The 13,941-nt window shown below is 69.4% G+C and carries 7 protein-coding genes and 5 pseudogenes; 4 read left to right on the top strand and 8 right to left on the bottom strand.

Translation table 11 applies throughout. The features are described from left to right. The first annotated feature begins 79 nt into the window (after positions 1-79). From gltX to F1642_RS12370, 3 genes are all read left to right on the top strand, one after another. Positions 80-1,468, top strand: a complete 1,389-nt coding sequence (gene gltX, locus F1642_RS12380) for a glutamate--tRNA ligase (RefSeq protein WP_194886364.1) — start codon at positions 80-82, stop codon at positions 1,466-1,468. 79 nt (positions 1,469-1,547) lie between these two features. Further along, entirely contained in the window at positions 1,548-2,837 is a 1,290-nt protein-coding gene (locus F1642_RS12375) for a citrate synthase (protein ID WP_045981779.1), read from the top strand. A gap of 88 nt (positions 2,838-2,925) precedes the next feature. Further along, the gene (locus F1642_RS12370; RefSeq protein ID WP_194886363.1) at positions 2,926-3,591 is read left to right on the top strand and encodes an SDR family oxidoreductase; all 666 of its coding nucleotides are present in this window, start codon (positions 2,926-2,928) and stop codon (positions 3,589-3,591) included. A gap of 55 nt (positions 3,592-3,646) precedes the next feature. On the opposite strand, the pseudogene F1642_RS12365 reads toward F1642_RS12370, so the two are convergent. From F1642_RS12365 to F1642_RS12345, 5 genes and pseudogenes are all read right to left on the bottom strand, one after another. Next, positions 3,647-5,453, bottom strand: a pseudogene (locus F1642_RS12365) (aminopeptidase P family protein). Further along, positions 5,450-6,143, bottom strand: a pseudogene (locus F1642_RS12360) (metal-dependent hydrolase). The pseudogenes F1642_RS12365 and F1642_RS12360 overlap by 4 nt, the downstream one beginning before the upstream one ends. A 69-nt stretch (positions 6,144-6,212) precedes the next feature. Next, positions 6,213-7,965 (bottom strand): annotated as a pseudogene (gene recJ / locus F1642_RS12355) (single-stranded-DNA-specific exonuclease RecJ). 71 nt (positions 7,966-8,036) lie between these two features. After that, a pseudogene (gene glpX / locus F1642_RS12350) lies at positions 8,037-9,003 on the bottom strand (class II fructose-bisphosphatase). Between the two features lie 73 nt (positions 9,004-9,076). Further along, positions 9,077-9,337 carry a BolA family transcriptional regulator gene (locus F1642_RS12345; RefSeq protein ID WP_045981785.1) on the bottom strand — a complete coding sequence of 87 codons (261 nt, stop codon included), beginning with the start codon at positions 9,335-9,337 and terminating at the stop codon, positions 9,077-9,079. An 82-nt stretch (positions 9,338-9,419) separates the two neighbouring features. On the opposite strand from F1642_RS12345, the pseudogene F1642_RS12340 reads away from it, so the two are divergent. Then, positions 9,420-10,050, top strand: a pseudogene (locus F1642_RS12340) (DnaJ domain-containing protein). A gap of 19 nt (positions 10,051-10,069) precedes the next feature. On the opposite strand, the gene lnt reads toward F1642_RS12340, so the two are convergent. From lnt to F1642_RS12325, 3 genes are read right to left on the bottom strand one after another with little or no spacing between them, the layout of a single operon-like run. Then, complete coding sequence (gene lnt / locus F1642_RS12335; RefSeq protein ID WP_194886362.1) at positions 10,070-11,587, bottom strand: apolipoprotein N-acyltransferase; 1,518 nt, start codon at positions 11,585-11,587, stop codon at positions 10,070-10,072. Further along, the gene (locus tag F1642_RS15130; RefSeq protein ID WP_194886361.1) at positions 11,587-12,378 is read right to left on the bottom strand and encodes a hypothetical protein; all 792 of its coding nucleotides are present in this window, start codon (positions 12,376-12,378) and stop codon (positions 11,587-11,589) included. The genes lnt and F1642_RS15130 overlap by 1 nt, the downstream gene beginning before the upstream one ends. Further along, positions 12,356-13,708, bottom strand: coding sequence for a DEAD/DEAH box helicase (locus F1642_RS12325; protein ID WP_194886360.1), 1,353 nt, complete (start codon positions 13,706-13,708; stop codon positions 12,356-12,358). The genes F1642_RS15130 and F1642_RS12325 overlap by 23 nt, the downstream gene beginning before the upstream one ends. Between the last annotated feature and the right edge of the window lie 233 nt (positions 13,709-13,941).

The raw sequence follows: 13,941 nt of genomic DNA, 5'->3' as shown, positions 1-13,941 counted from the left end.
CACTTGGCCGCAAGATGGCACGGGGATGCTTACCAAAGCGTTAACGCCGTGCCGCGCCAGACCCTGCCCGAAGGCCGCCATGACCCAGATCGTTACCCGTTTCGCCCCCTCTCCCACCGGATATCTGCATGTGGGCGGCGCCCGGACGGCGCTGTTCAACTGGCTGTTCGCGCGGGGGCGGGGCGGCAAGTTCCTGTTGCGGATCGAGGATACCGACCGCGCCCGGTCAACCCCCGAGGCGACTGCGGCGATCCTGAAGGGCCTGACATGGCTGGGCCTGGACTGGGACGGCGAACCCGTCAGCCAGTTCGAACGCAAGGACCGCCATGCCGAGGTCGCCCGCCAGATGCTGGACCAGGGCACGGCCTACAAGTGCTTCTCCACCACCGATGAGATCGCGGCCTGGCGCGAGGCGAACCCGCGCCAGCCCTTTCTCAGCCCGTGGCGCGATGCGACCGACCTGCCCGACGCCCCCTATGCGATCCGCCTGAAGGCGCCGCGCGACGGCGAGACGGTGGTCGACGATCAGGTGCAGGGCGCGGTGCGCGTCGCCAACGACCAGCTGGACGACATGGTGCTGCTGCGCAGCGACGGGACGCCCACCTATATGCTGGCCGTGGTGGTGGACGATCACGACATGGGCGTGACCCACGTGATCCGGGGCGACGACCACCTGACCAACACCGCGCGCCAGATCCAGATCATCGACGCGATGGGCTGGCCGCGCCCGACCTATGCCCACATCCCGCTGATCCACGGAGAGGACGGCAAGAAGCTGTCCAAGCGTCACGGCGCGGTGGGGCTGCACGAATTCGCGGCGCTTGGCTATCCGCCGGTGGCCATGCGCAACTATCTGGCGCGGCTTGGCTGGAGCCATGGCGACGACGAGCTGTTCGACGATGCCCAGGCCCGCGACTGGTTCGGGCTGGAGGGGATCGGACGCGCGCCCGCGCGCCTGGACTTCAAGAAGCTGGAGCATGTCAGCGGCCACCATATCGGGCGGATGCCCGACGATCAGGTGCTGGCCGCGCTGCAGGATTACCTGTCGGAAACCGGCGCGCCTGCACTGACCGAAACACAGCGCAGCCGCATCCTGGCGGCGATAGGCGCATTGAAGGAAAAGGCGAAAACGCTGCCCGGACTGCTGGACCAGGCGCGGTTCGCGATGATCGAACGCCCCGTCACGGTCGAGGAGAAGGCGGCGCGCAACCTGGATACGGTATCCCGTGGTATGCTGAAATCATTGACTGCTGCGGTGCAGAATGCTAGCTGGACCCGAGACGATCTGGAGGAGGCGGCCCAGCAGGTTGCCACGGAAAACGGTGTCGGACTGGGCAAGATCGCGGCACCGCTGCGCGCCGCCTTGGCCGGAACGAGCGCCACCCCCAGTGTGTTCGACATGATGACTGCGCTTGGCCGCGACGAAACGCTGGCCCGGCTGCAGGACCAGACCGATTTGGCAGGCTGAAGCCTGCCCTCACATGCCAGGGCTGTCTGACGGGTTTACGCGACGGACCGCCCGGCCTTAGCCGGAAGGACGCCTTTGCATGGCCGACAAGACCGCTAAACTGCACCTGAACGGGCAGGACTATGACCTGCCCATCCTGTCGCCCACCAAGGGCCCGGACGTTCTGGACATCCGCAAGCTGTATGGCCAGGCGGACGTGTTCACTTATGACCCCGGTTTCACCTCGACCGCCAGCTGCGATTCGACCATCACCTTCATCGACGGCGACAAGGGCGAGCTGTGGTATCGCGGCTATCCGATCGAGCAGCTGGCCGCCAAGTCCTGCTATCTGGAGGTCTGCTATCTGCTGCTGTACGGCGAGCTGCCGACCGAGGCGCAGATGGACGATTTCCGCGCCCGCGTCACGCGCCACACGATGGTGCACGAGCAGATGCACAACTTCTTCCGCGGCTTCCGTCGCGACGCGCATCCGATGGCGACCATGGTCGGCGTCGTGGGGGCCATGTCGGCCTTCTATCACGACTCGACCGACGTGAACGACGAGTGGCAGCGCGAGGTCGCGGCGATCCGCCTGATCGCCAAGCTGCCCACGATCGCGGCGATGGCCTACAAGTATTCGATCGGCCAGCCCTTCGTCTATCCGCAGAACGACCTCGATTACGCGTCGAACTTCCTGAACATGTGCTTCTCGGTCCCGGCCGAGAAATACGAGGTGAACCCGGCCCTGGCCCGCGCCATGGATCGCATCTTCACCCTGCATGCCGATCACGAGCAGAACGCGTCGACCTCGACCGTGCGCCTGGCGGGATCGTCGGGGGCGAACCCGTTTGCCTGCATCGCGGCGGGCATCGCCTGCCTGTGGGGTCCCGCCCATGGCGGCGCCAACCAGGCCTGCCTGGAGATGCTGCGCGAGATCGGCACCGTCGACCGCATCCCGGAATACATCGCCAAGGCGAAGGACAAGTCCGACCCGTTCAAGCTGATGGGGTTCGGCCATCGGGTCTACAAGAACTTCGACCCGCGCGCGACGGTCATGAAGGAATCGGCCGACGAGGTGCTGGACCTGCTGGGCGTGGGCGACAACCCGACGCTGCAGGTCGCCAAGGAGTTGGAGAAGATCGCGCTGGAGGACGAGTACTTCATCGAGAAGAAGCTGTACCCCAACGTCGATTTCTATTCGGGCATCATCCTGGAGGCGATGGGCTTCCCCACGTCGATGTTCACGCCGATCTTCGCGCTGTCGCGCACGGTGGGCTGGATCGCGCAGTGGAAAGAGATGATCGGCGATCCGCAGAACAAGATCGGCCGTCCGCGCCAGCTGTATGTCGGCAGCGACCGCCGCGACTATGTGGACCTGAAGGCGCGCTGAGCGTCCTGGCAGGTCAGGCATGGGGGTCCCTTCGGGGGCCCCTTTTTCGTGGTTGCGCGGGGGGACGCGCGGTGGCAAGGGACCGGACATGAGCGAGATCGAACAGACAGGCGCCACCCGGCTGGCGCTGGTGACGGGGGCCTCTCGGGGGCTTGGGGCGGCGCTGGCCGAGGGGCTGGCGGCGCAGGGCTATCACGTGCTGGCGGTCGCGCGGACCGTGGGCGCGCTGGAGGAACTGGACGACCGCATCCGTGCGGCCGGTGGCCAGGCGACACTGGCGCCTATGGACGTGACCGAACCCGAGGCGATGAAGCAGATGACCCAGGCCATCGCCGGCCGGTGGGGCGGGCTGGACCTGTGGGTGCATTGCGCGGTTCATGCGGCGCCGATGTCGCCTGCACCCCATATCGAGGGGCGCGACTGGTCCAAGTCGATGCTGGTCAATGTCGAGGTCACCCGCGGCCTGATCGCCATGCTGGAGCCGCTGCTGCGCCAGCGCCGGGGAACGGCGCTGTTCTTTGACGATGCGCGGGGCGGGCAGAAGTTCTTTGGCGCCTACGGCGCGTCTAAGGCCGCGCAGATCGCGTTGGCGCGCAGCTGGCAGGCCGAGACGGTGCAGACCGGCCCGCGGGTCTTGATCGATTCGCCGGCGCCCATGCCGACCGCCGTCCGCGCGCGGTTCCATCCGGGCGAGGATCGCGGCGCGCTGGCACCGTGCAGGGACGAGGCGGCGCGCATCCTGTCGCTGTTGTGAGGTTTGCGTCCCGCGGCGGCGCGGGGGGCTGCCTGCCCCCCGCACCCCCCGGATGTCACACCTGGCCGAGCGGTTCGGTCGCCGCCGTCAGCCAGTCCAGATCCTGCCCCTGAAGATCGGGCGACAGGCTGATCCGAACCTGGGCGTGATAGGCGTCCAGCCAGGCGACATCGTCGGCCGACAGCGCGGCGCGGTCGATCAGGCGGCGGTCGATGGGGCACAGCGTCAGCGTGTCGAAGCCCAGCATCTGGCGGCCCGGTTCGGCATCGGCCTGGGTCACGACGATCAGATTCTCGATCCGGATGCCGAAGCTGCCTTCGCGGTAGTAGCCGGGCTCGTTCGACAGGATCATACCCGGTTCCAGCGGCACGTCGCTGACGCGGCTGATCCGCGCCGGGCCTTCATGCACGCAAAGTGCCGCGCCGACGCCGTGGCCGGTGCCATGATCGTAGTCGAGACCCTGCGACCACAGGAACTGACGCGCCAAGGCGTCCAGATGCCCCCCGGTCACGCCGGTCGGAAAGCGCGCCCGCGACAGGGCGATCATGCCGCGCAGCACCGCGGTGAAGGGCCCCACCGCGTCCGGGCGCGGATCGTCCAGGGGCACGGTGCGGGTGATGTCGGTGGTGCCGTCGGCGTACTGGCCACCGGAATCGATCAGCAGCAGGTCGCCCGCAGCCAGCCGACGGTTGGTCGCCTCGGTCACGCGGTAATGGACGATGGCGCCGTTCGGACCGGCGCCCATGATCGTGTCGAAGCTGATGTCGAGGATGCCCTGATCACGGCGCAGCCCCTCCAGTTGGCGGACCACGTCGATCTCGGACAGGGCGGGCGGGGTCCTGACGGTCTAGCCATGCCAGCAGGCGCACCATGGCCACCCCGTCGCGGTGATGGGCGCTGCGCATGCCCGAAAGCTCTGCTGCGTTCTTGCGAGCCTTGGGCAGGACGGCGGGGTCGGGGCCTGCGACGACGGTGGTGCCCGCGGCCTCCAGGATGCGGAACGCGGCCTCGGGCGCGGAGCCGGGGTCGAGGCGCACGGGGCCTTCGAGGTCGGTCAGCGCCGCAGCCAACGCGTCATGCGGCAGGATGTGGACGTGATTGCCCAGATGCGCGCGCAGGTCGGCCTCGAACTTGGCCGGGTCCGCGAACAGCGCCAGATCGCCGCTGTCCGACAGCACCGCAAAGGATTGCACCACCGGGTTCTTGGGCAGGTCGCTGCCGCGGATGTTCAGCAGCCAGGATATCGAATCGGGCAGCGTCAGCAGCGCCGCTGCCTGGCCTTGCGCCTTGAGATCGGTGGCCAGGCGGGCGCGTTTCTGCGCCGCGCTCTCTCCGGCGATGGTATCGGGGTGGATGCGGGCCGGGCCCACGGGCGGGGCGGGGCGGTCGGGCCAGATCGCGTCGACCGGATTGTGGTCCAGCGCGATCAGGGCGATGCCGGTGTCGGTCAGCGCGCCCTCCATCCCGGCGATCTCCTTGCGGGTGTGCAGCCAAGGGTCGAAACCCACGCGCCCGCCCTGGGGCAGGGCCTCGGCCAGCCAGGCGGAGGGGCGCGTCTCGGGCCAGGGCACGGGGGTGAAATGACCAAGGTCGATCTGGCTGCGCACCTGCACGCGATAGCGGCCGTCGATGAAAACGCCCGCCTGGTCAGCCGTCACGATCGCGAATCCCGCGCTGCCGGTGAACCCGGTCAGCCAAGCCAGCCGGGCGTCGGCATCGGCCACGTATTCGCCCTGATGCACGTCAGCTCGCGGCACGATGACCGCGTCCAGCTGTTCCCGGGCCATCAACTGACGGAGGGCGGTCAGGCGGGCGGCATGATCGCCCCCGCCCGCCGGGTCGTCGAAGGACTGAAAGCTCACAGCGCGATGGCCTCCATCACCTTGGGTTCGATCACGTCCACGTCGGGCAGGGCGTCGATCAGCACCTGCGCCGACTGTTCCAGCAGGGGGAAGGTCTTGTAATGGCAGGGGATCACGGTCTTGAAGTCGAAATAGCGCTTGGCCGCATAGGCCGCGCGCGACATGTCCATGGTGAAATGCCCGCCCGCGCACAGGATGCCGATGTCTGGCTTGTGCAGGTCGCCCATCCATTCCATGTCGGCCATGATGTCGGTGTCGCCCGAGACATAGATAACATGCCCGTCGCCCGCGATCATGTTAGCCCGATTCGTGACCCGCATAGACCGGTCCGTCCGGCCCGCTGATCGAGCTGGAATGCGTCGCGTTGACCATCGTCACCTGCGCGCCGCCCAGATCGACCGTGCCGCCCTTGTTGAAGCCGATGCCCTCGATCTCGTCGGTCTTTTCCCAATGGCCGATCAGGTCGAAGATGCCCACGACGGGGATCTTCAGCTCCTTGGCCAGGGCCAGCGTGTCGCCGGTATGATCGCCATGGCCGTGGGTGATCAGGATATGCGTGGCGCCGTCGATGGCCTCGGCGCGCCGGTCGTCGGGAAAGACGGGGTTTCCGCTGAACCAGGGGTCGATCAGGATCACGGCCTGTTCGATCTGCAGACGAAAGCCGGAATGGCCAAGCCAAGTCAGTTTCATGGGGTCTCCTTCGCGCTGTCGCGGCAGGTTAGCGGCCGCGTCCGGTCGTGACCAGAACCCCCGGCGGGGTCAAAGGTTGCCGGTCGCGGGTGCCGCATCGTCCAGGCGCAGGCGCAGGCGTTCCCGCCCGCCCCAGGTCGACAGCTCCAGCTTGCCGGCCAGGTGGAACCGCCGCCCCTTGGCGCCGATCAGGCCGGGACCAAGCGGGCCGTCCATCGCGCCCCAGGCCACGGCCTCCATCGGGCGGCTGCCGGGGCTGCGGAACTGCAGGCGCAGGTGGCGGTCGCCCATGGTGGCGGCGCTGTCGATCAACTGGTCGGAAAAGGCAAAGCGCGGCGCGGGGGCGGCCTGCCCGAAGGGACCGGCATCCTCCAGCATGCGATACATGGGCGCGGTGGCGCCCGACGGCTCCAGGAGGCCCGAAATGCGCAGGTCGCCCGACCCGGTTCGGCCCGCCAGGTCGCGGGCGATCAGTTCGGCCAGACGGTCCATCGCGGCGGGGATCTTTGCCTCCTCGACGGTCAGGCCTGCGGCCATGGTATGCCCGCCGCCCTTTTTGCAGCAGACCCTCATGCGCCAGACGCTGGATCGCGCGGCCCAGATCGACGCCGGGAACCGACCGGGCGCTGCCCTTGCCGATGCCGTGATCGACCCCGATCACCACGGATGGCAGATCGGTCGCCTCCTTGACGCGGGCGGCGACGATGCCCACCACGCCCGGATGCCAGCCCGCGCCCGCGGCCCAGGACAGGCGCGCATCGCCCCGCGCCTCGACCTGGGACAGGGCCTCCAGGCGGACGGCGGCCTCGATCGCGCGGCGGTCGCTGTTCAGCGCGTCCAGCTGACGGGCCAGCTGTTCGGCCTGCGACGCGTCGCGGCAGGACAGGCACAGCGCGCCCAGATCGGCGCGACCCACGCGCCCGCCCGCATTGATGCGCGGCCCCAGCAGGAAGCCCAGGTGGAACGCGCTTGGCGCGCCGTCCAGCCGGGCGATGTCGGACAGCGCGACCAGGCCCGCCCGCTGCCTGCGCGCCATCACGGCCAGCCCCTGGCGGACAAAGGCACGGTTGACGCCGACCAGCGGCGCGACATCGGCGACCGTGGCCAGCGCGACCAGATCCAGCATCGCCATCAGGTCCGGTTGCGGCAGGCCCCGCTGGCGCAGCACGCGACCGGCCTGAACCAGCGTCAGGAACACCACGCCCGCGGCGCACAGATGGCCCAGGGCGCCGTCCTCGTCCATGCGGTTGGGGTTCACGACGGCCAGCGCGGGGGGCAGGGTCTCTCCGCCCAGGTGGTGGTCCAGGACGATCACGTCGCAGCCCGCGGCGGCGGCCAGCGCGTCATGCGACAGCGTCCCGCAGTCGACGCAGACGATCAGGTCATGCGCCGCCGCCAGCGCGGTCATGGCGGGGACGTTGGGGCCATAGCCCTCGTCGATCCGGTCGGGGATATAAAGCGTCGCCTGGCGCCCGTGCTGGTGCAGCCAGTCGATCAGCAGGGCGGCCGACGATCCGCCGTCCACGTCGTAATCGGCAAAGATCGCGATGCGCTGGCCGTTGACGGCGGCATCGACCAGCCGTTCGGCGGCGACGTCCATGTCGCGCAGGGTCAGCGGGTCCGGCAGCAGGTCGCGCAGCTTGGGTGCCAGGAACCCGGCCGCCTCGGCGGGCGGCACGCCGCGTTCGGCCAGCACGCGGGCCACCGGCAGGGGCAGGGCCGCCTGCTGGGCCAGCCCTTCGGCCAGCCGTTCCAGATCGGCGGGCGGTCCGATCCACCGCCGCCCGGTCAACGAGCTGTCGATGCCCAGAAATGCCGTCATGTGTCTTCTTTGTCCAAAGGCCCCGGGGTCGTCCCGGGACGGGACAGGGGGGCGCGGGGCCCCCCCTTACCTCACTTCACCGGGTTGCGATAGGTCATGCGCCGCACCGATCCGGTCTTGGACCGCATCAGGATGGTCTCGGTCGTCAGGTATCCCGGCTCGCGCTTGACGCCGGCGACGATCGAGCCGTCGGTGACGCCGGTCGCGGCAAAGATCACGTCGTCGGTGACCAGGTCGTCGCGGGCATAGATGCGGTCCAGGTCGGTGATCCCGGCCTTCTTCGCGCGTCCGCGTTCGTCGTCGTTGCGGAACATCAGCCGGCCCCACATCTGCCCGCCCATGCATTTCAGCGCGGCCGCGGCCAGGACGCCCTCGGGCGCGCCGCCCGAACCCATGTACATGTCGATGCCGGTCAGCTCGGCCTCGGCGCAGTGGATCACGCCGGCCACGTCGCCGTCGGTGATCAGGCGGATCGCGGCGCCGGTCTGGCGAACCTCGGCGATCATCTCCTCATGGCGCGGACGCTCCAGGATACAGACGGTGATGTCGCCGTCCTCGCAGCCGCGGGCGCGGGCCAGGGCGCGCACGCGTTCGGCCGGGCTCATGTCCAGGCTGACGACATCCTTGGGATAGCCCGGCCCCACGGCCAGCTTGTCCATATAGACGTCGGGCGCGTGCAGCAGCGGTGCCGCGCGGCGCCATCGCGATGACGGTCAGCGCGTTCGGCATGTCCTTGGCGGTCAGGGTGGTGCCCTCCAGCGGGTCCAGCGCGATGTCCACCTCGGGGCCCTCGCCGGTGCCGACCTCCTCGCCGATGAACAGCATCGGCGCCTCGTCGCGCTCGCCCTCGCCGATGACGACGACGCCCTTGATGTCCAGCATGTTCAGCTGGTCGCGCATCGCGTTCACCGCGGCCTGATCGGCGGCCTTCTCGTCGCCGCGGCCGATCAGCCGGGCCGAGGCATGGGCTGCCGCCTCGCTGACGCGGGCCAGCCCCAGGGACAGCATCCTGTCGTTGAAATCCTTCGGCGCGGTCATGTCCCTCATCCCTTCGTGCTGCAGGTTGGGGGCTTTCTAGGGGGCGGGACAGGGGGCAGCAAGCCTGACGGCGCTAACGGTCCGGGCTTTCCGACAGTTCCAGCGCCAGCGCGTGGATCCGCGGCACGATGTCGCCCAGGGTCGCATGGACCAGGCGGTGCTGCTGGATCCGCGTCAGCCCGGCAAAGGCAGGGCTGGCCATGCGGATGCGGAAATGGCTTTCGCCCCCGTCGCGAAAGCCTGCATGGCCGCGATGATCCTCGCTTTCGTCCAGCACCTGCAGGGTCGTGGGCTGCAGGGCTGCCAGCCGTTCGGTCATCTGGTCCGCGATCATCCGCATATCCTTTCCGTCAAGGGGTTTCATGTCCCGTCAGATAGCCTAAAATGCCCGCCTTGAGTCGCAAAGGTGCCCCAGGATGAGCAAGAACGACCCGTTCGGTTTCGACATTTCCGCCGCCAAGGACAAGAAAGCGCAAGACCAAAGGGCGGCGCGGCATGTCGGGGGCGTTCGAGACCTCGACCCGCACCTGCGAGCGCGAGGGATGCGACGAGCCGGGCCAGTATCGCGCGCCCAAGAACCCGCGCAACCTGGACGACTATTTCTGGTTCTGCAAAGAGCACGTCCGCGATTACAACGCGAACTGGAACTACTTCCAGGGCCAGTCCGAGGAGGAGTTCCAGCAGTTCATCGACAATGCGACGGTCTGGGAACGCCCCACCAAGCCCTTCGGTCGCGCCGCGGCCGAGGACAAGTGGGCGCGCCACGGCGTCAGCGACCCGTTGGAGATCCTGGGCGCGAACGGCACCGCGCCGGAGTCGCGCGCGCAGTCCAGCGCGCGCAAGCTGCCGCCCACCGAACGCCGCGCCCTGGACATCCTGGAGGCTAAGGATCACTGGACCCGCGCCGAGATCCGCAAGCAGTACAAGTCGCTGGTCAAGGACCTGCACCCCGACATGAACGGCGGCGACCGTTCCGACGAGGATCGCCTGTCAGAAGTGGTCTGGGCCTGGGATCAGATCAAGGAAAGCCGGTTCATCCGCGACTAGGGTCGCCAAGCGGACAGCGTCAGGCCGCGCGCCCCCGGCGGCGCGGCCACAGGGCCAGGCCCAGAACCACCAGCAGCAGCGTCACGACCGGCACGTTCCCGACCGCCAGCCACGGCGTCGCGGGCAGTGCGCCGGGCAGCGCCGCGTCGATCTTGCCGGGCTGGTTCAGCGGCAGGCTGGCCAGGATGCGCCCGCGGGCGTCGATCACCGCGCTGACCCCAGTATTCGCAGCGCGCACCAGCGGCAGCCCCGTCTCGATCGCGCGCAGACGGGCTTGGTCCAGATGCTGGTACGGGCCCGACAGGGTGCCGAACCATGCGTCGTTTGTGGCCTGCAGCAGCCAGCCGGGGCGCTGGTCCAGATGGCGCAGGTGCTGGGGAAAGATCGCCTCATAGCAGATCAGCGGCTGAAAGTCGGGGACGCCTGGCGCGGACATGATCTGCGGTCCGGGACCGGCGGAATAGCCGTTGCCCTGCCGCGCGGCAAAGGCGCCGATGCCCAGATGGGCCAGTGCGTCGCCCCAGGGGACGTATTCGCCGAACGGCACCAGATGGAACTTGTCATAGACCTGGGTGACCTGTCCGCCCGGCACGACGGTCGCCAGGCTGTTGAAGAAGCGGCTGCCCTCGCGGCGCTGGATGCCCATGACCAGGGGCGCGCCCGCGGCCTGGGACATCATCGGCAGGACCGCGTCGGCATCCTCCAGCAGGAAGTTCACGGCAGTCTCGGGCCAGATGACCAGATCGCGGGGGCCGGGTTCGGCGGACAGGTCCAGCAGGCGCTGGAAGAAGACCGTGGACCATTCGGGGTCCCACTTCAGGTGCTGCGCCGCATCGGGCTGCACGATCCGCAGGGTCACGGGCCGGTCGGCGGGCATCGGTGCGGCCAGCCGCATCGTCCCCGCGATCCACGGACCTGCCAGCAGGGCCGCGGCCAGGGCTATCGCCATCACCGCGCGCCCGCGCAACAGGACCGGCAGTGCGGCCAGCGCCATCGTCAGCGTGCCAAGGCCCAGGGCCCCGGTCCACGCGGCCATCTGGGCGACGGGCGTGTCGATCCATGCATGGCCGATCTGGGCCCAGGGAAAGCCGGTGAAGATCCAGCCGCGCAGCCAGTCCGACAGGACCAGTGCCGCAGCGATCGCCGTGGCCTGCGCAGCGGGACCGCGGGCCAGACGGGCGGCCGCGCCGGCCGGGACCGCCCAGAACAGGGCACCCCCAAGCGCCATCAGGATCAGCGCAAAGGGCGCCATCCAGCCGTGGCGGGCAATGTCGACCAGGAAGGGTTCGGTGATCCAGGACAGCGACAGGGCGAACCAGCCAAAGCCCGCGGCCAGAACGTGCCAGAACACGGCGGCGGCGGGCAGGGGCGACAGCCGCCAGATCAGCGCGGCCATCGCCAGCGGCGTCGCGGCCCAGATGCCCAGGGGCGCAAGGCCCAGGGCGGCGATCAGGCCCAGGGCCAGATCGGGCAGAAGACTGCGCAGGGGCGGACGGCCCCCGCGCAGTCGGGATAGCGGGCGACGCGTGCGGCGCATCAGGCCTGCGCGTCAGCGTCCTTGGGCTGCGCGTCGGCGTCGGCCTTCTTGCGGCGGGTACGCTTGGGCTTTTCCGGCGCGTCCGTCGCGGCATCGGCGGTCGCGGCCTTGCGACGACGGGTGGGCTTGGGCGCATCGACCGAAGCTTCGGCGGGGGCCTCTGCCGCATCGGTGGCGGGCTTGCGGCTGCGCGTCCGCTTGGGCTTGGGCGCTGTCTCCTCGACCGGCTCGGCGGCGGGGGCGTCGGTTTCGGCCGTCTCGACCTTCTTGCGGCCTCGGGTGCGCTTGGGCTTGGGTTCCGCGGCGGGTTCGACCGCCGGTGCCTCTGCCTGAACGGGCGCTTCGGCCACGGGCTGCGCGTCCTGAACGGCGTCGGCCGGCACGCTCTCGGGCTGCGTGGCCTCGGGTTGGGCTTCGATGGGGGCTTCGGTCGCCGTCTCGGCCTGCGCCTTGCCGCGACCGCGGCCGCGCGACCGGCGTGCGGGCTTGGGGGCGGGATCGGCGGCGGGGGCCTCTGCCCCGGTCTCGGTCGGGGCGTCGTCCGACAGGCCGACGCTGCGCAGTTCGACCAGCATGAACTGGGGGATGTGATCGCCCATGCCCATCACCTGCGACCCGCGGTTGTCCTGATCGCGACCACGGCGTCCGTCGCGACGGTCATCCCGGCGGTCGCCGCGGCGGTCGTCACGACGATCCTCGCGGCGTTCGTCCTTGCGGGTCTCCTCGCGGCGCGGCTGCTCGGCGCGTGCTTCGGGCTCGGGGCGGGGTTCAGGCTGCGCTTTGGGCTCCATGCGGGCCTCCGGTTCGGCTGCGGTCGCGACGGGTGCGGGGGGCGCTGCGGCTTCCGCCTCGGGGCGGGGTTCGTCGCGACGGCGGCGACGGCCGCGTTCGCGCGATCCGCCCTTGCGATCCTCCGTGGCGTTGCCTTTTGGCCTTGCGGTCGTCGCGCGCGGGCGCGTCGCCACCGGCAAATCCTGCCGGTGCCTCGACCCGCGGCAGCGAGGATTTCAGCAACTGCTCGATCGCGGCCAGATACTTGTCGTCGGACGGCACGGCGATGCTGATCGAGGTGCCAAGACGGCCCGCGCGGCCGGTGCGCCCGATGCGGTGGACATAGTCCTCGGCATGGCTGGGCAGGTCATAGTTGAAGACGTGGCTGACCGCCGGGATATCCAGGCCGCGCGCCGCGACGTCGGATGCGATCAGCAGGCGCAGCTTGCCGTCGCGGAACGATTCCAGCGTGCGGGTCCGCTGGCTCTGGTCCAGGTCGCCGTGGATCGGGGCCGCGTCGTATCCGTATTTCGCCAGCGACTTGGCGACGATGTCGACGTCCGTCTTGCGGTTGCAGAAGACGATGGCGTTGGTCAGGCCCTCGCCCTCGGCGTCGATCAGGGCGCGCAGCAGGTCGCGCTTCTGCTTGGCGGCCATGTCGCGGCGGGTGGGGGTCAGCTGGATCAGGCGCTGCGTGATCGTCTCGCTGGCCGAGGCCTGGCGCGCGACCTCGACCCGTTCGGGCGAGTGCAGGAAGGTGTTGGTGATCCGCTCGATCTCGGGGGCCATGGTGGCGCTGAAGAACAGCGTCTGGCGGGTGAAGGGCGTCAGCTGGAAGATGCGCTCGATATCGGGGATGAAGCCCATGTCCAGCATGCGGTCGGCCTCGTCCACGACCATGATCTGAACGCCGGTCAGCAGCAGCTTGCCACGCTCGACATGGTCCAGCAGGCGGCCCGGGGTGGCGATCAGCACGTCCACGCCGCGGTCGATCAGCTTGTCCTGTTCGCCGAAGCTGACGCCGCCGATCAGCAGCGCCTTGGTCAGGCGGGTGTGCTTGGCATAGGTGTCGAAATTCTCGGCCACCTGGGCGGCCAGCTCACGGGTGGGGCACAGCACCAGGCTGCGCGGCATGCGCGCGCGGGCGCGGCCACGGCCAAGCAGCGTGATCATCGGCAGGGTGAAGCTGGCGGTCTTGCCGGTTCCGGTCTGCGCGATCCCCAGCACGTCGCGGCCTTCCAGGGCGGGCGGGATCGCCCCCTGCTGGATGGGCGTCGGCGTCTCGTAGCCGGCTTCCAGCACGGCCTGCAGCACTTTGGGGTCCAGCTTCAGATCAGAGAACTTGGTCATTCGGGGCTTTCCATTAAGCCGCGCCCGTTCTGGCGCGATGCGTTCCAAGCCGCGCGCCCGTCTGGCGCAGTGGCGGCTAAGTTGGGACGCAAACACGGACGCCCCGCCTTGATGCCTGCCGGATGCAGGCCCGCATCGCGTAGACCAAAGGCGCTGCCACGTCAATCTTTTGCGTCGTCCGTCCCGCCGGCGGGGCGGTGGCGCGGGGCTTTCGGTTGACCTCTCCCCGTCCG

The organism is Paracoccus sp. NBH48 (assembly GCF_015390265.1).
GTDB classification, from domain to species: domain Bacteria; phylum Pseudomonadota; class Alphaproteobacteria; order Rhodobacterales; family Rhodobacteraceae; genus Paracoccus; species Paracoccus marcusii.
This window is presented reverse-complemented; position numbering and strand designations above follow the sequence as displayed.